Origin of the sequence: Herbidospora daliensis (genome assembly GCF_001570585.1) — a bacterium.
Lineage (GTDB): Bacteria > Actinomycetota > Actinomycetes > Streptosporangiales > Streptosporangiaceae > Herbidospora > Herbidospora daliensis.
The window spans coordinates 197114-219890 of the sequence record NZ_BBXF01000001.1; the positions used below are offsets into that span (position 1 = coordinate 197114).

Sequence of the window (22777 nt, forward strand, 5' to 3'; positions counted from 1 at the left end):
GCCGGGTCTCCCCCGTGCCGACGACGTTCTGCAGCGCGAACACGATCTGGAACAGCGGATGCCGCGCCGCCGACCGGTCGGGCGCGAGCTCCTCGACGAGCCGCTCGAACGGCACGTCCTGGTGCTCGTACGCCGCCATGCCGGCCGCCCTGACCCGGCCCAGCAGCGTGCCGAGGGTCGGGTCTCCGGTCAGGTCGGCCCGGACGACCAGGGTGTTGACGAAGAACCCGACGAGTTCCTCCAGCGCCTCGTCGGAGCGTCCGGCCACGGCGACGCCGATCGGGACGTCGGTCCCGGCGCCGAGCCGCGACAGGGCCGCGGCGAGGGCGGTGTGCAGGACCATGAACAGGGTCGCGCCCTCGGCCCGCGCCACGTCGATCAGGCGGCGGTGCAGGTCGGCCGGGATGTCCACGGGCACGCCGTGCCCCTTGTGGCCGGGCTCGGCGGGACGCGGCCGGTCGTAGGGCAGGTCGAGCTCCTGCGGGACGCCGGCGAGCGCCTCCCGCCAGTGGGCGACCTGCGCGGCGAGGGTCTCCTCGCCGAGCGTCTCGCGCTGCCAGAGGGCGTAGTCGGCGTACTGGACGGGCAGCGGCGCCCACTCGGGGGCGCGGCCCTCGACGCGGGCGGCGTAGGCGGTGGCCAGGTCGCGGGAGAAGGGGGCGTTCGACCAGCCGTCGGTGGCGATGTGGTGGGTCAGCACGACGAGGGTCCGCCCCCGCAGCAGCCACGCCCGGATCGGGATCTCGGCGACCAGGTCGAACGTGTGGGCGGTGATCTCGTCGACGTCGTCCGAGTCCTCCAGCCGCAGGGCCCAGTCGAGCTCGCCGACGTCGAGGATGCGCTGGTAGGGCTCCCCGTCGACCGAGGGGAAGACGGTGCGGAGCGACTCGTGGCGTCCGATGACGTCGAGGAGCGCGGCGTTCAGCGCGGTGGCGTCGACCTCGCCGTCGAGCTGGGTGACCAGCGGGATGTTGTACGTCGTGTTCGGCCCGTCGAGCTGCCCCAGGAACCAGAGCCGTCGCTGCGCGAACGACAGCGGGATGCGGCCGGGCCTGGCGACCGGCCGGATCGGCGGGCGGGCCGTCCCGGTGTCGGCCAGCCGCGCCGCCAGCGCGGCCACGCTCGGCGCCTCGAAGAGGGTCCGCAGCGGCACCTCCACGCCCATCACCGTGCGCAGGCGCGACAGCAGCCGGACGGCCAGCAGCGAGTGGCCGCCGAGGTCGAAGAACCCGTCGTCGACGCCGACCGGCTCGCGGCCGAGGACCTGGGCGAAGATCCCCGCCAGCACCTCCTCGCGGGGCGTCGAGGGCGCCCGGCCGCCGCCTGCCGGGGTGCCGGGGGCGGGCAGCGCGCGGCGGTCGAGCTTCCCGTTCGGGGTCAGCGGCAGCGCGCCGAGCGGCACGACGCCGGCCGGGACGAGGTGCGCGGGCAACCGCGCGGCGGCGAACCGGCGAAGGCCGCCGGTCTCTCCCACGACGTAGGCGATCAGCCGCTCGTCGCGCACGGCCACCGCCGCCGCGGTCACTCCGGGCGCCGTCAGCAGGACGGCCTCCACCTCGCCGGGCTCGATCCGGAACCCGCGCAGTTTCACCTGGTCGTCGGCCCGTCCCGCGAACACCAGCTCGCCTTCGGGCGTCCACCACGCCAGGTCGCCCGTCCGGTACATCCGCTGGCCGGGGTCGAACGGGGAGGCGGTGAACCGCTCGGCGGTCATACCGGGACGGCCGGCGTAGCCCCGGGCCAGGCCCGGTCCGGTCGTGTAGAGCTCGCCGGTCACCCCGGGCGGGACCGGGTTGAGCGCGGCGTCCAGCACGTAGGCGCGGGTGTTGGCGACGGGGGTGCCGATCGGCACGACGGCGGAGCCGGCGTCCAGGGGGCGGCTGATCGTGGCGTCGACGGTCATCTCCGTGGGCCCGTAGGCGTTGACCAGACGCCGGCCGGGCGCCCAGCGGGCCACCAGCGCGGGCGGGAGCGCCTCGCCGCCGACCACGACGGTCTCCACCGTGGCGGGCAGGTCGTCGAGGCCGGCCAGCACGGCGGGCGGCAGCGTCACGTGCGTCACCGCCCGGCCGGCGATCAGGTCGGGCAGCCCGTCGAGCCGTCCGCCGGCCGGCACGAGGACGGCCCCGGCGGTCAGCGCCATCAGGACCTCGGAGACGGCCGCGTCGAACCCGAACGAGGCGAACTGGAGCACCCGCGATTCCGCGCCGACCGCGAACCGCTCGCGCTGCGCGGCGATCGTGTTCACCAGTCCGCCGTGGGTGACGGCCACGCCCTTGGGCGTGCCGGTGGAGCCGGAGGTGTAGATCACGTAGGCCAGCCCGGCCCGCCCGACGGGCACGTCCGGCGCGGCCGCCGGTTCGTCGCCGAGGTCGGGCAGGGTGGTGAGCACCGGCGACGCGCCGCTGTCGGCGACCAGGAAGGAGACCCGCGCCTCCGGCAGCGCCGGGTCGATCGGCAGGTAGGCCGCGCCGGCCTTCCACACGCCGAGCATCGCGGTGACCATGTCGGCGGCGTCGGGGAGCGACAGCCCGACCACCGACTCCGGGCCGGCCCCTTGGGCGCGCAGGTGGCGGGCCAGCCGGTCGGCCCGTTCGTGCAGTTCCCGGTACGTGATCCGGGCGTCGCCCGTGTCGACGGCGACGGCGTCGGTGCGCGGGATCAGGTCGAGCACCGTGGCGGGTCCGGCCGGTGCGCCGGTGGCGTTCCAGCGGCGCACGACCGTGTCCTGGCCGTCGGCGTCGAGGACCCTCACCCGGCTCAGCGGGGTGTCCGGAGCCGCGGCGAGGAGGTCGCCGAGGGCGGTGACGAGCAGGCGGCCGATCAGGCCGGGGTCGATGGCGGCGACGGTCTCGACGCTGAGGCTGAGCCCGGCCGCGCCGAGGTCGTTGACGGACACCGACACCGGGTAGTTGGTGCGCTCGCGGATGTAGGCGGTCCGCACCCCTTCCAGCGTCTGCCGGGGCCCGCCCTGCCGCGCCATGTGCCGGTAGTTGAACAACGAGGTGAACAGCGGGGTGTTGCCCTCCAGGCCGGCGGCCCGCTGAGCGAGGGCCAGCGGCGCGTGCTCGTGTTCGAGCAGACCGGCCAGTTGCGCCCGCATCCCCTCCACGGCCTCCCGGACACCGGCACGGCCCGAACGCACCCGCACCGGAAGGGTGTTGATGAACGGCCCCACCACCCGATCCGAACCCTCACCCGCGTTCATCCGCCCGAACAACACCGTGCCGAACACCACGTCATCGCGGCCCGACACCACCGACACCACCCGCGCCCACGCCACATGCATGATCGTCGCCACGCTCACGCCGAGGTCACGGGCCCTCTCGCGGAGCGCCGCGACGGTCTCGCCGGGCACCGGGACCAGCGCGGAGACCGCGTCGCCGCCGTCGCCGTGCACGTCGAGCACGCCGAAGGGGGCGGTCGGCTCGGTGACGTCGCCGAGCAGGTCGGCGAAGAAGCGTTCGTGCTCCTCGCGGGAGATCCCGCCGCGGGCCTGGGCGACGAAGTCGCGGAACGGCGGCGCGGGGGGCGGCTCCTCGCCGTCGATGATGGCCCGCAACTCACTGACCAGCACGTCCGTGCCCTGGTGGTCGGCGATCATGTGGTGCATCCGGAGCAGGCCCAGCCAGTGCCCGCCGGGCGCGGGGGCGACGTGCAGGTCCATCAGGGGCGCCCGGCCGAGGTCCATCACGGCGCCGACGGCGCGGGCGAACGCGGCGCCCGACTCCTGGGGCCCGTGCTCGACGACCGGCAGGTCGGCGTGCCGCCACACGGCCTGGACGGGTTCGCGCAGCCCCTCCCAGACGACGGCGGTCCGGTAGATGTCGTGCCGGGCCACGACCTGCCGCAGCGCGCCGGCGAAGGCGTCGAGGCGGGCGCGGCCGTCGAAGTCGAGCACGTGCATGGTGACGTAGGCGTCGGCGCCGTCGCCGGCGAGGAGGTGGTGGAAGAGCAGGCCCTCCTGGAGCGGGGCGAGCGGGTAGACGTCGGCCAGGTTGGCCGCGCCGCCCTCGACCGTGGCGACGACCCGTTCCCGTTCGGCCTCGGTCAGGTCGGCGAGCGGGGCCGTCGCCTCCGGCCGGACGGGGGCGGCGGCGCGGGCCAGGCCCGCCGGGGTCGGCGACTCGAACAGCGCCCGGACCGACACCGGGACGCCATGCGCCCGCAGCGTCTCCACCAGCCGGACCGCCAGCAGGGAGTGCCCCCCGAGGCGGAAGAAGTCGTCGTCGACGCCGACCGTCTCCAGGCCCAGCACCTCGGCGAACGCGGCGCAGAGCCGCTCCTCGCGGGCCGACTCGGGGGCCCGGCCCGATCCGGCGGCGAACGTGGGTTCCGGCAGGGCGCGGCGGTCGAGCTTGCCGTTCGGGGTGAGCGGCAGCGCGTCGAGCACGACGAACGCCGCCGGGACCATGTAGTCGGGCAGCCGCTCGGCGGCGAACTCCCGCAGGCCCTCGGTCTCGCCGACGACATAGGCGACCAGGGCGCCGTCACGGGCGACGACGGCGGCCTGCGAGACGCCCGGATGACCCTGCAGGACGGCGGCGACCTCGCCGGGCTCGACCCGGAACCCGCGCACCTTCACCTGGTCGTCGGCCCGGCCCAGGAAGACGAGCTGGCCGTCCCGGGTCCACTTCGCCAGGTCGCCGGTACGGTACATGCGCCCGCCCGCGCCGAACGGGCAGGCCACGAAGCGCTCCGCCGTCAGCCCCGGCCGCCCGGCGTACCCGCGCGCCAGTTGCACCCCGGCGACGTACACCTCACCCGCGACCCCGGCCGGGACGGGCCCGAGCCCGTCGTCCAGCACGAACAGCCGGGTGTTGGCGATCGGGCGGCCGAACGGCACCGGGCCGGGACGGTCGGGGTCGACCGGGGAGGCCGCCACCATGACCGTGGCCTCCGTCGGGCCGTAGGTGTTGATCAGCGCCCGGCCCCGCGACCACGCCCGCGCGGTCTCCGTGCCGATCGCCTCGGCGCCCACCAGGATGGTCTCGACGTGCGGCAGCCGATCCGGGTCGAGCACGCCGAGCAGCGACGGCACCACGCTCGCGGCGGTCACCCCGGTCAGCTCGCCGAGCCGTTCGGGCTGGCGGCGCCGGGGCTCGTCGGCCACCCACAACGCCGCGCCGTGGGTGAGCGCCACCGCGACGTCGAGCACGGAGGCGTCGAACCCGAACGAGGCGAACTGCAGCATGCCGGCGCCGGGCTCGACACCGAGGATCGGCCCGAAGACCGACACCAGGTTCACCAGGCCCCGGTGGGCGACCGCGACGCCCTTCGGCGTCCCCGTCGACCCCGAGGTGTAGATCACGTACGCGAGCCCGCGCGGGTCGATCGCCACGTCCGGCCGGGTGTCGTCCAGGGGCAGATCCCGCAGGTCGGCCGGGGTGAGCACGCAGGCGGGCGCCGCGTCGGCCAGCACCGCCGCCACCCGTTCGGCCGGGTTGGCGGGGTCGATCGGCAGGTACGCCGCCCCGGCCTTCCAGACGCCCAGGATCGCCACGACCATGTCGGCGCCGCGCGGCAGCCGCAGCGCGACCAGCGACTCGGCGCCCACGCCCTGGCCGCGCAGCCGGTTGGCCAGGCGGTTGGCCCGCGCGTCGAGGTCGGCGTAGGTCAGGCTCTCGCCGTCGGCGACCACGGCGACCGCGCCGGGGACCAGCGCGGCCTGCCGCTCGGCCATCGCCACCACGTCGGTGTCCGGGACGTCGGCGGCGGTGTCGTTCCAGACGTGCAGGACCTGGTCGCGTTCCCGCTCGTCGAGCACGTCGACCGCGTGGAGCCGCACGTCGGGGTCGCCGGTCACCTGCTCGATCACCCGGGTCAGCCGGCGGGCGAACACCGCGACCGACTCGGCGTCGAAGAGGTCGGCCGAGCCGATCACCGATCCGCGCAGCCCGGCCGGACGGCCCCGGTCGTCGAACGTCTCCGACAGCGTCACGTCGAGGTCGAACCGGGCCGTGGTCGTGCCGGTGAGGTCGGCGGCGCCGTCACGCACGGCCGTGCCGGGCAGCGCGAGCCCGGCCCTGGCGGTGTTCTGCAGCGTCAGCATGACCTGGAACAGCGGGTGGCGGGCCAGCGAGCGCTGCGGGGCGAGCTCCTCGACCAGCCGCTCGAACGGCACGTCCTGGTTGGCCAGCGCGCCGAGGCTCGCCTCCCTGACCCGGCCGAGCACCTGCCGGAACCGCGGGTCGCGGGCCAGGTCGGTCCGGACGACCAGCGTGTTCACGAAGAACCCGACCAGGTCGTCGAGGGCCGCGTCGGTCCGTCCCGCGACCGCCGAACCGATCGGGACGTCGGTCCCGGCGCCGGTCCGCGACAGGGTCACCGCGAGCGCGGCCTGCAGCGCCATGAAGACGGTGACGCCCTCGGCCCGCGCGAGGTCGGCCAGCCGCTTGTGCGTCTCGGCCGGGATCCAGGCGGCCACCCGGTGCCCGGTGTGCCCGGCGACGGCGGGCCGGGGCCGGTCGGCGGGCAGCGTGAGCTCCTCGGGTATCCCGGCCAGGGCCCTCCTCCAGTAGCCGACCTGCTCGGTCAGCAGGTCGCCGGAGAGGAGGTCGCGCTGCCAGAGGGTGTAGTCGGCGTACTGGACCGGCAGCGGCGCCCACTCGGGGGCCCGGCCCTCGACGCGGGCCGCGTAGGCCGTGGACAGGTCGCGGGCGAGCGGGCCCGACGACCAGCCGTCGCCCGCGATGTGGTGGAGGGTCACGACGAGAACGTGGTCGGCCGGCCCGTTCGTGAAGAGGGCCGCCCTGATCGGCACCTCATTGGTCAGGTCGAACGGCTCGTTCCCGGTCCCGGCGGGATCGACGGACAGGGCCCAATCGAGCTCCTCCGGTTCGACGACCCGCTGGTAGGGCTCCCCGTCCACCGACGGGAAGACGGTCCGCAGCGACTCGTGCCGGACGATCACGTCGCGCAGCGCCGCGTCGAGCGCCTCGACGTCGAGCGGCCCGGACAACCGGACCGTGGTCGGCACGTTGTAGACCGTGTTCGGCCCGTCGAGCCGTGACAGGAACCACAGACGCCGCTGCGCGAACGACAGCGGAACCCGCTCCGGCCGGGGTCGAGGAGCGAGCTGCTCCCTGGCCCGCCCCGTCTCGGCCAGCCGCGCGGCCAGCCCCGCCACCGTGGGCGCCTCGAACACCATCCACAACGGCACCTCGACACCCAGGACGACCCGGATCCGCGACACCAGGCGCGCCACGAGCAGCGAGTGCCCGCCGAACTCGAAGAAGTCGTCGTCGACCCCGACCGACTCCAGTCCCAGGAGCTGGGCGAACTCCCCGCAGAGGATCTCCTCCTGGACGGTGGCCGGCGGCCTCCCCGCGCTCGCGAACTCGGGGTCGGGCAGGGCGCGGCGGTCGAGCTTGCCGTTCGGGGTGAGGGGCAGTTCGTCCAGCCTGACGAAAGCCGCGGGGACCATGTAGTCGGGCAGCCGCTCGGCGGCGAACTCCCTGAGCCCGTCGACCCGGCCCACCACATAGGCAACCAGCTGGTCGTCACGGGCGATCACGGCGGCCTGCGCGACCTCCGGATGCCTCAGCAGGACGGCGGCGACCTCACCGGGCTCGATGCGGAACCCGCGGATCTTCACCTGGTCGTCGGCGCGGCCCTGGAAGACCAGCCGGCCGTCCGGGGTCCACTTCGCCAGGTCACCGGTGCGGTACATGCGCTGCCCGGCGTCGAAAGGCGAGGCCACGAACCGTTCGGCGGTCATGCCTGACCTGGCGACATACCCCCGCGCCAGACCTAGCCCGGCGACATACACCTCCCCCGCCACACCGGGCGGAACCGGCGCGAGCCGGTCATCGAGCAGATAAAGCCGAGAGTTGGCGATCGGCCGCCCGAACGAGATCGGCCCCTCCTCATCGGCATCGACCTCACCGGCCGCGACGATCACCGTGGCCTCAGTCGGCCCATAAGCATGGACCAGTCGCCGGCCCTGAGCCCACCGCCGGGCGACGGACTCGGTGATGCCCTCCGCGCCGACCACGATCGGGCCGACATGCGAGAAATCAGCCGGGTCCAGCACGTTCAGCAGCGAGGGAACCACACTGGCCGCCCCCACCCCGGTCAACTCCCGCAACAGCTCAGGCTGAGCCCGCCTGCCCTCATCCGCGACGACCAGCGTCGACCCGGTCGCCAGCGCCACCACCACATCCAGCACCGAGGCGTCGAACCCGAACGAAGCGAACTGCAACAACCCCACACCCGGCCCCGCACCCAGAACCGGCCCGAACACCTCCACCAGATTGACTAGACCCCGGTGACTGACCGCCACCCCCTTCGGAGCCCCCGTCGAACCCGAGGTATAGATCACATAAGCCAGCGAATCCGGCTCCACCCGGACACCCGACAACCCGCCGCTGTCCGAAAGGCCCGCCTCGTCCCCGCTCCCCGCAGAGGAATCCCCGCTCTCCGCTGAGGAATCCCCGCTCCCCGCAGACGAATCCCCACTCCCCGCAGAGGGATCGCCGCTCCTCGCAGAGGGATCCCCGCTCCCCGCAGAAGGCGGAGCCGCGGAATCCCCCACGCCCGCGAGAACGATCTCCACCCCAGCCGGGACCAGATGCCGAGTTTCGGAACACGCCAGCACGCACGCCACCCTGGCATCGGCCAGCACCGCACCCACCCGCTCAGCCGGATTACCGGGATCGATCGGCAGGTAGGCCGCACCCGCCTTCCACACACCCACGATCGCGGTGATCATCTCCGCCCCACGGGGCAGGCAGACTCCCACGATCGACTCCGGACCCACGCCCAAGGTCTGAAGACGCCGCCCCAGCCGGTCCGACCGGCGATCCAGTTCCCCATAGGTCAGTTCACCCTCGACCGCGAACGCATCAGGGGACTGCCGGGTGATCAGGTCCACGATGCTCGAAGAGGGCACCTCACGGGCCGTGTCGTTCCAGCCCCGCAGGACCCGCTCCCGCTCCCCCTCCTCCAGCACGTCCACCTCTGAGAGGGCGACGTCGTCGCAGGTCAGCGCCGTGACCAGGTTCTCCAGTGCGGTCCGCATGAGCACGGTCACGCCGGTCGCGCTCACCGAGCCCGCGGCGCGCACGTTGAGGCTGAGGCCGCCCCCGCCCCAGTCGGTCACCGTCATCGTCAGCGGGTAGTTGGTCCGCTCGTGGATGCCCGCCGCCCTGATGCCCTCGACCTCCCGGCCACCGGTCGTGGCGGCATACCGGTAGTTGAGCAGGGACGTGAAGAGGGGGGTGTTGCCCTCCAGGCGGCTGGCCCGCTGGGCCAGCGCCAGGGGCGCGTGCTCGTGCTGGAGGAGGGCGGCGAGCTGGGAGCGCATCTCCGCGACCGCCGTCCGCACGCCCATCTGGCCGGTCCGCACCCGGACCGGGAGGGTGTTGATGAACGGGCCGAGCACCCGGTCGGAGCCGGCGCCGGCGTTCATCCGGCCGAACAGGAGCGTGCCGAACACCACGTCGTCGCGGCGCGAGACCACCGACAACACGCGGGCCCAGGCCACGTGCATGAGCGTCGCCGGGCTGACCCCCAGCGTGCGGGCGGCGTCCCGCAGCCCGTCCACGAGGTCGCCGGGCAGGGGCAGCACGGCCGAGCCGACGTCGCCGCCGTCGCCGTGCACGTTCATCAGGCCGAACGGCGCCGTCGGTTCGGTCACGTCGCCGAGCAGGTCGGCGAAGAAGCGCTCGTGGTGCTCGCGGGGCACGCCGAGCCGGGCCTGGGCGACGAAGTCGCGGAACGGGAGGGCGGGCGCGAGGTCACGGCCGTCGAGGACCGCTCGCAGCTCCTCGACCAGGACGTCCATGCCCTGGTGGTCGGAGACCATGTGGTGCATCCGGATCAGGCCCCGCCACCGGCCGTCCTCCGCCGGGGCGGTGTGCAGGTCCATGAGCGGGGCCCGGCCCAGGTCCATCGCCGAGCCGACGGCCCGGACGAACGCGGCCTCGGACTCCTGCGGACCGTGCTCGACGACCGGCAGGTTTGCCTGCCGCCACACGACCTGGACGGGTTCGCGCAGCCCGTCCCAGACGATGCCGGTCCGGTAGATGTCGTGCCGGGCCACGACCTGCCGCAGCGCGCCGGCGAACGCGTCGAGGCGGTCGCGGGAGTCGAACTCCAGCGCGTGCATGGTCACGTAGGCGTCGACTCCGTCGCCGGCGAGGAGGTGGTGGAAGAGCATGCCCTCCTGGAGCGGGGCGAGCGGATAGACGTCGGCCACGTTCGCCGCGCCGCCCTCCACGGAGGCCACGACCCGGTCGAGTTCGGCCTGGGTCAGGTCGGCCAGCGGCAGCATGCCGGGGGTGAGGCGCTCGGCGCCCTCGGGGATCGCGGTGGGCGGGACCTCAACCGGTTCGACCCCGGCCGTCCGGGCGAGGCCGCCCGGGGTCGGCGACTCGAACAGCGCCCTGACCGACACCGAGACGCCGCGGGCCCGCAGCACCTCCACCAGCCGGACCGCCATCAGCGAGTGCCCGCCCAGCCGGAAGAAGTCGTCGTCGACGCCGATCAGCGGCCGGTCGAGCACCTCCGCGAACGCGGCGCAGAGGATCTCCTCCTGGACGGTCGCGGGCGCCCGCCCGGAGCCGCTCGCGAACTCCGGCTCGGGCAGGGCCCGCCGGTCGAGCTTGCCGTTGGGGGTCAGCGGCAGCTCGTCGAGCGCTACGAAGGCCGCCGGGACCATGTAGTCGGGCAGCCGGGCGGCGGCGAACTCGCGCAGCCCGTCGGTCTCGCCGACGACGTAGGCGACCAGGCTGTCGTGCCGGGCCACGATCGCCGCCTGCGAGACACCCGGAGATCTCAGGACGACGGCCGCGACCTCGCCGGGCTCCACCCGGAAGCCGCGGATCTTGACCTGGTCATCGGCCCGGCCGTGGAAGACCAGCCGGCCGTCCGGGGTCCACCTCGCCAGGTCGCCGGTACGGTACATGCGCTCCCCCGCCGCGAACGGCGAGGCCACGAAGCGCTCCGCGGTGAGGTCCGGCCGCCCGAGATACCCCCGCGCCAGGCCCAGACCGGAGACGTACACCTCGCCCGCGACCCCGGGCGGAACCGGAGAGAGCCGGTCGTCGAGCAGATACAGCCGCGAGTTGGCGATCGGCCGCCCGAACGAGATCGGCCCCTCGTCGTCGGCGCCGACCTCACCGGCCGCAACGATGACGGTCGCCTCGGTCGGGCCGTAGGCGTGCACCAGCCGCCGGCCCCGGGCCCACCGCCGGGCGACGCCCTCGCCGATGCCCTCGGCGCCCACCACGATCGGCCCGATGTGCGAGAAGTCGTCCGGGTCGAGCACGTTGAGCAGCGAGGGGACCACACTGGCCGCCCCGACCCCGGTCAGCTCCCGCAGCGCCCGGGGCTGCAGCCGCTCCTGCTCTCCGGGCACCCACAACGTCGACCCGGTCGCCAGCGCGACCACCACGTCCAGCACCGAGGCGTCGAACCCGAACGAGGCGAACTGCAACAACCCCGCACCCGGCCCCGCACCGAGAACGGGCCCGAACACCCCGACGAGGTTGACCAGCCCGCGATGGCTGACCGCGACGCCCTTCGGAGTGCCGGTCGACCCGGACGTGTAGATCACGTACGCGAGGGAGTCGGGGTCGATCTCGATCCCGGGTGCGGTCGCCCGCAGGTCGTCCAGGAGCAGCAGGTCGAGCACGACCACCCGGTCGGCCGTCACCTGGTCGCGGAGCTCGTCGGCGGTCAGCACGCACGCCACGCCCGCGTCGGCGAACACCGCCGCGATCCGCGTGGCCGGGTTGGCCGGGTCGACCGGCAGATAGGCCGCCCCCGCCTTCCACACGCCCATGATCGCCACGATCATGTCGGCGCCGCGCGGCAGGCAGACGCCCACGACCGACTCGGGCCCGACGCCCAGGCGGCCCAGGTGGCGGGCCAGCTGGTTGGCGCGCCGGTCGAGTTCGGCGTAGGTCAGTTCGTCCCCCACGGCGAACGCGCCGGGGGCGGCGGCGGCCTGCCGCTCGAACAGGGCGACGACGTCGCCGTCGGGCAGGTCGGCGGCGGTGTCGTTCCATTCGCGCAGGAGCCGGTCGCGTCCGGCGGCGTCGAGCACGCCGACCGCGCCGAGTGCCCGGCCGGGCTCGTCGTCGAGGGCCTCCACCAGGTTGGCCACGGCGGTCCGGAGCAGGCGGCCGACGGCGGCCGGGTCGATGGGGCTGACCGCGTCGACCTTGAAGGCCAGGTCGTCGGGCCCGGCGTCGTTGACGGCCACGTTCAGCGGATAGTTGGTGTGCTCGTGCACCCGGACGGTCCGGATGCCGGCGAACGACCCGGTCTCCTCGTCGCCCGGCAGGACGTGCCGGTAGTTGAACAGCGAGGTGAACAGCGGCGCGCCGCCCTCCAGCCCGGCCGCCCGCTGGGCCACGGCCAGGGACGCGTGCTCGTGTTCGAGCAGCGCGGCCAGCTGCGACCGCATCCCCTCCACGGCGGCCCCGACCCCCTGGCGGGCGTCGCGGACCCGTACGGGAAGGGTGTTGATGAAGGGGCCGACCACGCGGTCGGAACCCTCGCCGGCGTTCATCCGCCCGAACAGCACGGTTCCGAACACCACGTCGTCCCGGCCGGAGACCGCGGAGAGCACCCGCGCCCACGCGACGTGCGTGATCGTCGCCGCGCTGACCCCCAGCCGCCGTGAGGTCTCCCGCAGCGCGCGGGCCGTGTCCACCGGGAGGGCCACGAGGGCGGTCCGCACGCCGGAGCCGTCGCCGTGCACGTCGAGCAGCCCGTAGGGCGCGGTCGGCTCGGTCACGTCGCCGAGCAGGTCGGCGAAGAAGTCCTCGTGCCCGGCCGGGTCGAGGGTGCGCGCGACGAAGTTGCGGAACGGCGCGACCGGCGCCAGGTCGGCGGGCCCGCCCGACAGGAGCGTGCGCAGCTCGTCGACCAGCACGTTCATGCCGTGGCGGTCGGAGACCATGTGGTGCATCCGGAGCAGCCCGAACCAGCGGCCGCCGGTCCCCTCGGCGATGTGCAGGTCCATCAGGGGCGCCCGCGCCAGATCCATGGCCGGGCCCGCCGCCGCCAGGAGCCCGTCGGCGGGGTCGCCGTCGAGCACGTGCGCGGTCACCGGCATGACGGCGTGCCGCCACACCACCTGCACGGGTTCCCGCAGGCCGCGCCAGACGATCGCGGTGCGGTAGATGTCGTGCCGGTCGACGACCCGCTGGAGCGTCGAGACGACGGCGTCGAGCAGGTCCCGCGACGCGAACTCCAGCACCCGCGCGGTCACGTAGACGTCCGCGCCGTCGCCGGCCAGCAGGTGGTGGAAGAGCATGCCCTGCTGGAGCGGGGTCAGCGGATAGACGTCGGCCACGTTGGCGGCGCCGCCGTCGACCGACGAGACGACGGTCGCGATCTCCTCCTCGGTCAGGGCGGCGAGCGGCACCATGTCCGGTGTGATCTCCCGCGCGCCGTCGGGGATCAGGTTCGCCGGCGCCTCCGGGGCCGCGGCGCCGGCCGCGCGGGCGAGCCCGGCGGGGGTGGGCGACTCGAACAGCGCCCGCACCGGCACCGGCAGCCCGCGCGCCCGCAGCCGCTCCACCAGCCGGACGGCCAGCAGCGAGTGCCCGCCGAGCCGGAAGAAGTCGTCGTCGACGCCGACCGACTCCAGGCCCAGGACCTGCCCGAACACCTCGCACAGCAGCTCTTCCCGCACGTTCTGGGGCGCCCGCCCCTCCCCCGTCCGGTAGACCGGGTCGGGCAGCGCGCGGCGGTCGAGCTTGCCGTTCGGGTTCAGCGGCAGCGCGTCGAGCGTGACGAACGCGGCCGGGACCATGTACTCGGGCAGGCGGGCGGCGGCGTACTCGTGGAGGCCGTCGGCGCCGCCGACGACGTAGGCGACGAGCCGGTCGTCCCGGGCGATCACCGCGACCTGGGCGACGCCGTCGTGCCCCGACAGGACCGCCTCGACCTCGGCGGGCTCGATCCGGAAGCCGCGGATCTTCACCTGGTCGTCGACCCGGCCGCCGTACAGGACCTGTCCGTCGGCGGTCCATCTGGCCAGGTCGCCGGTACGGTACATGCGCTCGCCGGTCTGGAAGGGCGAGGCGACGAAGCGTTCGGAGGTGAGCGCGGGGCGGCCCGCGTAGCCGCGGGCGAGCTGCACTCCGCCCAGGTAGAGCTCCCCGGTGACGCCGGGGGGCACCGGAGCGAGCCGGTCGTCCAGCACGTAGAGGCGGGTGTTGGCGACGGGCGCGCCGATCGGCACCGGGCCCTCCGTCTGGGCGGGGTCGCAGCGCCAAGCGGAGACGTCGACGGCGGCCTCGGTCGGGCCGTAGAGGTTGTGCAGCTCCGCGCCGGGGAGCACGGCGGTGAAGCGGGCCTGGGTCGCCAGCGGCAGCGCCTCACCGCTGCTGACCACGAGCCGGAGCCCGGTGAGCCCGGCGGCCGCGGGGTCGAGCAGGAAGGCGTCCAGCATCGACGGCACGAAGTGGGCGATCGTGACACCGGCCTCGCGCACCAGCCCGGCGAGGTAGGCGGGGTCGCGGTGCCCGCCGGGACGGGCCACCACCAGCGTCGCGCCCGCGACGAGCGGGCAGAACAGCTCCCACACCGAGACGTCGAACACCGTCGGCGTCTTCTGGGCGACCCGGTCGTCCGGCCCGATGCCGAAGTGGCGGCGCATCCACTCCAGCCGGTTGACGATGCTCCGGTGGGAGACGACGACGCCCTTGGGCCGCCCCGTGGATCCGGAGGTGTAGATCAGGTACGCGGCGGAGTCGGCGGCGGCCCGGCGTACGGCCACGCCGCCGTCGGTCGTGGCGAGCCGGGCGACCTCGGCGGGGTCGTCCAGCACGACGACCGGCGCCGCGTCGGCGAGCAGCAGCGCGATCCGGTCGGCCGGGTTGCCGGGGTCGACCGGGAGATAGGCGGCCCCGGCCTTGAGCACGGCCCAGAGGGCGACGAGGAGCTCGATCCCCCGGTCGAGCACGACCGCGACGACCGTGTCGGGGCCGGCGCCCCGCGCGGCCAGGTGCCGGGCCAGCCGTTCGGCGCGGGTGTCGAGTTCGGCGTACGTGACCTCCGTGCCCTCGAAGACGACGGCGACCGCGTCGGGCGTGCGGCGGGCCTGGGCCTCGAACAGCTCGTGCAGCAGGAGGGGCGGCATCTCCTCGGCCGTGTCGTTCCACCCGGTGACGACCTGCGCCAGCTCCGCCTCACTGAGCACGCGCACGTCGTGGAGCCGGACGTCCGGGTCGGCGGTGACCTGGTCGAGCACGCGGGTCCAGCGCTCGGCCAGGGTGTGGGCGGTGGCCGGGTCGAACAGGTCGAGCGCGACGTCGAGGGTGCCCCGGAGCCCGTCGGCGGTCTCCCTGAGGTGGATCTCCAGGTCGAAGCGGGCCGAGGGCGGCCCGGCGGGCAGCGGCTCGGCGGTGACGCCGGGCAGGTCGAGGGCGACGGTCCCGGTGTTGCGCAGCGTCAGCATCACCTGGAACAGCGGGTGGCGGGCGAGCGAGCGTTCGGGCGCCAGCTCCTCCACGAGCCGTTCGAACGGCACGTCCTGGTTGGCCAGCGCCCCCAGGCTCGCCTCCTTCACGCGGGCGAGCACCCGCCGGAAGTCCGGGTCGCCCGCCAGGTCGGCCCGGATCACCAGCGTGTTCACGAAGAAGCCGACCAGATCGTCGAGCGCCTCGTCGGCACGGCCCGCGACGGCCGACCCGATCGGCACGTCGGCGCCCGCCCCGAGCCGCGACAGCGTCACCGCCAGCGCGGCCTGCAGGACCATGAAGACGGTCGCGCCCTCGGCCCTGGCGAGCTCGGCGATCCGCTCGTGGACGCGCTCGGGCACGTGCAGCGGCACGCCGTATCCGGTGTGCCCGGCGACGGGCGGGCGAGGGCGGTCGGCGGGCAGCGCCAGCTCCTCCGGGATCCCGGCCAGCGCCTCCCGCCAGTAGGCGATCTGGGCCTCCTCGGCGAACACGTCGTGCTGCCAGAGGGCGTAGTCGGCGTACTGGACCGGCAGCGGCGACCACTCGGGCGCGCGGCCCGCGAGCCGGGTCGTGTAGGCGGCGGACAGGTCGAGGCTCAGCGGCGTGTGCGACCAGCCGTCGGTGGCGATGTGGTGGATCACCAGCACCAGCACGTGGGCGTCGCCGTCGGGGTACAACCAGGCCCGGACCGGCACCTCGGTCCCCAGGTCGAAGGCCACGTCTCCCAGCTCCGCGGGCTCCCCGCGCAGGAGCGACCAGTCGATCTCGTCCTGGTCGAGGATCCGCTGGTACGGCTCGCCGTCGACCGAGGGGTAGACGGTGCGCAGCGGCTCGTGCCGGGCGATCACGTCGCGCAGGGCCGCGTCGAGCGCGGCCACGTCGAGGTCGCCCGTCAGCCGGATCGCCAGCGAGATGTTGTACGTCGCGCTCGGCCCCTCCAGCCGGTCGAGGAACCACAACCGCCGCTGCGCGGACGAGAGCGGCGGCCGTGCGGGGCGCGGCCCGGCCGTCAGCGGCGGGCGGACCCGGTCGGCCCGGGTCAGCCGGGCCGCCAGCCCCGCCGCCGTCGGCGCCTCGAAGAGGGTGCGGATCTTGACGTCGGCGCCGAGCCGGGCCCGGATGCGCGACAGCAGCCGGATGGCCAGCAGCGAGTGGCCGCCCAGGTCGAAGAAGTCCTCGTCCGGCCCGACCGAAGCGCGGCCGAGGACCTGGGCGAACACCTCGCACAGGGCGGCCTCGGCCTGAGTGGCCGGGACGCGGGTGACCGCGGCGGTCGCATCCGGGTCGGGCAGCGCGGCCCGGTCGAGCTTGCCGTTGGAGGTCAGCGGCAGCGCGGGCAGCGTCAGGAACGCCGACGGGACCATGTATTCGGGCAGCCGCCCGGCGGCGAACTCCTTGAGCCCGTCGGCCACGCCGACCACGTAGGCGACGAGCCGGTCGCCGCGGGCGAGCACCGCCGCCTGGGTGACGTCGGGGTGGCTCAGCAGGACGGCCTCCACCTCGCCGGGCTCGACCCGGAAGCCGCGGATCTTGACCTGGTGGTCGGCCCGGCCCGCGAACACGAGCCGGCCGTCGGGGGTCCATCGGGCCAGGTCGCCGGTGCGGTACATCCGCTCGCCCGACCCGAACGGGCAGGCGACGAACCGTTCGCCGGTCAGGCCGGGGCGGCCGACGTAGCCGCGGGCCAGGGGGGCGCCGGCGGCGTACAGCTCGCCGGAGACGCCGACCGGGACCGGCGACAGGCCGTCGTCGAGCACGAACAGGCGGGTGTTGGCGATCGGCGTGCCGATCGGCGGCGTCCCGGTCCCCCCGAGTTCGGCGGTGGCGACGCCGACCGTGGTCTCGGTCGGGCCGTAGTGGTTGAACACGCGGCGGTCCCCGGCCTCGGCCAGGAGCGCGGCCACCCAGCCGGGGTCGGCCGCCTCGCCCCCGAGCACGAGCGACCGGGCCGGGAGCACGGCCGCGTTCCCGGCGCCCGCCGACAGTGCGGCCAGGTGGGACGGCACGCCCTTGACGTGGTCGATCCGGTGGTCGCGCAGATAGGCGGCGACCGCGGCCGGGTCGGTGACCACGTCGGCGTCCGGCACGTGCAGTTCCCCACCGGTCGCCAGGCTCGCGAACAGCACCGTGTTGCCCAGGTCGGTGACCTGCGGCTGGAGCAGCGCATAGCGGTCTCCGGGCGCCGTCCAGCCGAACCTTCCCGACACCGAGGCCACGTAGTTGGCCAGCGACCCCCGGGTCACCGCGACGCCCTTGGGCGTCCCGGTCGAGCCCGAGGTGTACATGACGTACGCCAATCCGGCCGGGCCGACCGGCGCGGAAGGATAGGCGGGCGCGGGCGACGTGGTCAGGGCGTCCTCGAACCAGACCACCGGCACACCCAGCGGCCCGGGGGCCGGGTCGTCCCGGGAGGCCAGCAGGAGCCCGGCACGGCTGTCGGCCAGCATGAACGCGATCCGCTCGGCCGGGAGCCGGGCGTCGATCGGCAGGTACGCCGCCCCCGCCCGCCACACGCCGAGGATCGCGGCGATCGTCCGCGCACCCGGCGGCAGGCACAGGCCGACGACCGACTCCGCGCCCACGCCCAGTTCGCGCAGGCGCGCGGCGATCCGGGACGCGACGCCGTCGAGTTCCGCGTACGTCAGCCGGGTCCCCCCGGCGACGAGCGCGACCGCGCCGGGGGTCCGCGCGACCTGCGCGGCGAACAGTTCGAGCAGGTCGGCGGCCTCGGCGGCCGTCGCGGTGTCGTTCCACCCGGCCAGGACGCGCTCGCGCTCCCCGGCGTCGAGCACGTCCACGGCGTGCAGCCGCACGTCGGGCGCGGCGGTCACCTGCTCCAGCACCCGGGTGAACCGGGCGGCGACCTTCACGGCGGTCGAGGCCTCGAACAGGTCGGCCGACAGGTTCACGTACCCGCGCAGCCCCGCGGGCCGGCCGCGGTCGTCGAAGGTGTCCTCCACCATGACGTGCAGGTCGTAGCGGGCCGCGGAGAAGACCTCGCCGCCGGACGCCGCCGTGCCCTCGCCGACGTGCACGCCGGGCAGGGTCAGCCCGGCCCGCTCGACGTTCTGCATCGTGAGCATCGTCTGGAACAGCGGGTGGCGGCTCAGCGACCGCGTCACGGCCAGCTCCTCGACCAGCCGCTCGAAGGGCACGTCCTGGTGGGCCAGCGCGCCGAGGGTGGCCTCCCTGACCTGGGTCAGCAGCCGCCGGAAGGCGGGGTCGCCGGACAGGTCGGTGCGGATCACCAGCGTGTTCACGAAGGTGCCGACCAGGTCGTCGAGGGCCTCGTCGGTCCGGCCGCCGACCGGGGCGCCGATCGGCACGTCGGTGCCGGCGCCGAGCCGCGACAGCAGCACCGCGAGCGCGGCCTGCAGGATCATGAACGGGGTGACGCCCTCGGCCCGCGCCAGCCCGGCCACCCTCTCGTGGACGTCGGCCGGGACGCGGAACGGCACCCGGTGACCCCGGTGCCCGGCCAGGACGGGCCGGGGGTGGTCGAGCGGCAGCCGCAGCTCCTCGGGCGCCCCGGCCAGGGTGTCGCGCCAGTAGGCGACCTGCCGCGACAGCGGGCTGTCCGGGTCGCCCCGATCGCCCAGCAGGTCGCGCTGCCAGAGGGCGTAGTCGGCGTACTGGACCGGCAGCGGGGCCCAGCCGGGCGCCTCGCCCCTGGTCCGGGCGGCGTAGGCGGCCGAGATGTCGCGGCCCAGCGGGGTCATCGACCAGCCGTCGCCCGCGATGTGGTGCAGGACCAGCACGAGCGTGTAGTCGTCGCCCGCGGTCTGGAACAGGACGGCCTTGATCGGCGGCTCGGCCGCCAGGTCGAAGGTGTGCCGCGCGGCCTCCGCGACCGCCTCGGTCAGCCGGTCGGGGGCCACGTGGGCCGCCTCCAGCTCCCATCCGGCCGCGTCGGCGTCGAGCACCAGCTGGTAGGGCTCGCCGTCCGCGCTCCGGTAGACCGTGCGCAGCGGCTCGTGGCGGCCGATGACGTCGCGCAGCGCCGCCGCGAGGGCGGGCACGTCGAGGTCGCCGGTCAGCCGGAGCGAGGCCGCCTGCGTGTACGTCCGGCTGGGCCCCTCGACCTGGTCGACGAACCACAGGCGGCGCTGCGCGAACGACAGGGGCGGCCGTTCGGGGCGCGCCCGCGGCGCCAGTTCCGGCCGCACGGGCCCGGTGCCCGCCCCGGCGAGCCAGGCGGCCAGCCCGGCGACGGTGGGCCGCTCGAACAGCACCCGCAGCGGCAGTTCGGCGTCCAGCACCGCCCGGATGCGCGACACGAGCCGCACGCCGAGCAGCGAGTGCCCGCCGAGCTGGAAGAAGTCGTCGTCGACGCCCACGCGGGCGAGGCCGAGCACCTCGCCGAACGCGCCGCAGAGGATCTCCTCCTGCACGCTGGAGGGCCCCCGGCCCGGCCCGGCCGGATATTCGGGCACCGGCAGCGCCCGCCGGTCGAGCTTGCCGTTGACGAGCGTCGGCAGCTCCGGCAGCGGCACCACCGCCGACGGCACCATGTACGCGGGCAGCCGCGCGGCGACGTGCTCGCGCAGCACCTCGGGCAGCGCGGTGGCGTCGGGCCCGGCCGCGACCACGTAGGCGACGAGCCGCTGGTCGCCGGGCACGTCCTCCCGGACCACCACGGCGGCCTGGGCGACGTCGGCGCGGGCGCGGAGCACCGCCTCGACCTCTCCGGGCTCGACCCGGAACCCGCGCAGCTTCACCTGGTCGTCGGCCCGGCCCGCGAACACGAGCTGCCCGTCGGCGGTCCACCGCACCAGGTCGCCGGTGCGGTACACGCGCTCGCCGGGTTCGAAGGGCGAGGCCACGAACCGCTCGCCGGTCAGGCCGGGCCGCCCGGCGTATCCCCGGGCCACGCAGACGCCGCCGACGTAGAGTTCCCCGGCCACGCCGACCGGGACCGGGTCGAGGCGCTCGTCGAGCACGTACACGCGGGAACCGCCGATCGGCCGCCCGATCGGCACCGGGCCGGGGCGGGCGGGGTCGAGTTCGGCGACGGTCATGGTGACGGTGGCCTCGGTCGGGCCGTAGGTGTCGAACAGCCGCCGCCCGGGGGCGGCCCAGGCGCGGACCACGTTCTCGTCGACCGGCTCCGCACCCATCTGGAGGGTCCGCAGGCCGGGCAGGTCGGCGGGGTCGAGCAGGCCGAGCACCGAGGGCAGCAGGAACGCCGACCGCAGTCCGGGCAGCCGGGAGAGCAGTCTCGGCTGGGCGCGCTCCTCGGCGGTGGCGACGAGCAGCGTCGCGCCGGCCGCCAGCGCGACGCACGTCTCCTCGACCGAGACGTCGAAGCTGAACGAGGAGAACTGGAGCACCCCGACGCCGGGCGCCGCGCCGTACACGGGCTGGAGGGCGATCACCAGGTTGGCCAGCGACCCGTGGGTGACCGCGACGCCCTTCGGCCGCCCCGTCGACCCCGAGGTGTAGATGACGTAGGCCAAATCGAGCGGGCCGGGCGCCTCCTGTGCCACAGGCTCGGTGTGCGGCGCGAGGGTGGCGGGGTCGTCGAGCCAGGCCACGGGCGCGGGCGTGGCGGCGGCCAGGACGCCGAACTCGGCGCGGTCGGCCAGCACCAGCCGGACCCCGCCGTCGGCCAGCATGAACGCGACCCGGTCGGCGGGGAGCTGCCCGTCGATCGGCAGGTAGGCCGCGCCCGCCTTCCACACGCCCAGGATCGCGGCGATCATCCCCGCGCCGCGGGGCAGGCAGAGGCCGACCACGTCCTCGGCGCCGACGCCGCGGGCGCGCAGCAGTGCGGCCACGCGGGTGGCGCGGGCGTCCAGGTCGGCGTACGAGACCTGCTCGCCGCCGCAGGCCACGGCCACCGCGTGGGGGGTGCGCCGGACGTGCCCGGCGAACATCTCGGGGAACGAGCCGGCCACCACCGGCGCGCGGGTGGTGCTCCAATCGGTCAGCATCCGCCGCCGCTCGTCGGGGCCGAGCACGTCGACGGCGTGCAGCCGCACCTCGGGGGCGGCGCCGACCTGGTCGAGCACCCGCACGAACCAGCCCGCGATCCGCCGCACGGTCTCCTCGTCGAACAGGTCGGCGGCGCCGACGAGCTCACCGGCCAGCCCGTCGGCGCTCTCGCGCAGCGTGACGTCGAGGTCGAACTTGGCGACCGGCAGGTTCGAGGAGAGCGGCCGCACCGACACCCCGGAGAGGTCGAGCACGCCCTCGGCGGTGTTCTGCAGGCTGAGCATGACCTGGAACAGCGGGTTGCGGGCCAGCGACCGGGCCGGGGCCAGCTCCTCGACGAGCCGCTCGAACGGCACGTCCTGGTGGGCCAGCGCCTCGACCCCGGCCCGCCGCACGCGGGCCAGTACCTGGCGGAACTCCGGGTCGCCCGTCAGGTCGGTGCGGATGACCAGCGTGTTCACGAAGAAGCCGACCAGGTCGTCGAGCGCCTCGTCGGTCCGTCCCGCGATCGTGGAGCCGATCGGGATGTCGGTCCCGGCGCCCAGCTTCGACAGCAGCGTCGCCAGCGCGGCCTGGGCGACCATGAACAGCGTCACGCCCTCGGCCCGCGCCACGTCCAGGAGCCGCCGGTGGACCTCTCCCGGCACGTGGAACGGCACCCGGTGCCCGCGATAACTCGCCGCCGCGGGCCGCACCTTGTCGGCGGGCAGCGGAAGTTCCTCGGGAATTCCCGCGAGAGTACGCCGCCAGTAATCCATCTGAACCGCGCCGCGGCTGCCCGGATCGGAATCCGCGCCGAGTAGTTCACGCTGCCACAAGGCGTAATCCGCGTATTGCACGGGAAGCGGTTCCCAGCCCGGTTCCACGCCTTGCGAACGGGCCGCATAAGCGGCCGAAAGGTCACGCGCGAGCGGGCGGTTCGACCACGCGTCGGTGGCGATGTGGTGGACCACGATTATGAGCAGATGGTCGCCGGGAGAACGGCGCAGGAGCGACGCCCGGATCGGCACGTCGGCCGACAGGTCGAACGCGTGTTCGCCCGCCCGCCGCACCTCCGCGTCGGTCGCGTCCGCGTCGACGTCCCGTACGTCGAGCTCCCACCGCAGCTCATCGAGGGCGAGGATGTGCTGGTGGGGCTCGCCGTCGACGGTCGGGAAGATCGTGCGCAGCGGCTCGTGGCGCCCGATGACGTCACGCAGCGCGGCGCCGAGGGCCGCCGCGTCGAGCGGCCCGCGCAACTCCAGCGCGATGACGTTGTTGTAGGTGGCGCTCATTCCCTCCAGTTCGGCGATGAACCAGAGCCGGCGTTGCGCGAACGACAACGGGATCATTTGTGCGTCTCCTTAAGCAGCGAACGCCGCGCCGAAGAAACGCCCGGTTGTCGATTCGAATAATCCCGTACGTTTCGGCAGCCCCCG

Annotated in this window: 1 protein-coding gene (only partly in view); it reads right to left on the reverse strand. The window is 74.8% G+C overall.

Annotated elements, in window-relative coordinates; genetic code table 11:
• Window positions 1-22690: the 5' portion of a non-ribosomal peptide synthetase gene (locus AW274_RS00700; RefSeq protein WP_062428309.1), read on the reverse strand. 11306 nt of this gene lie to the left of the window's left edge; 22690 of the gene's 33996 nt are visible here — the first part of the coding sequence; it begins with the start codon at window positions 22688-22690; its stop codon lies beyond the left edge, outside the window.
• Window positions 22691-22777: the final 87 nt, after the last annotated feature.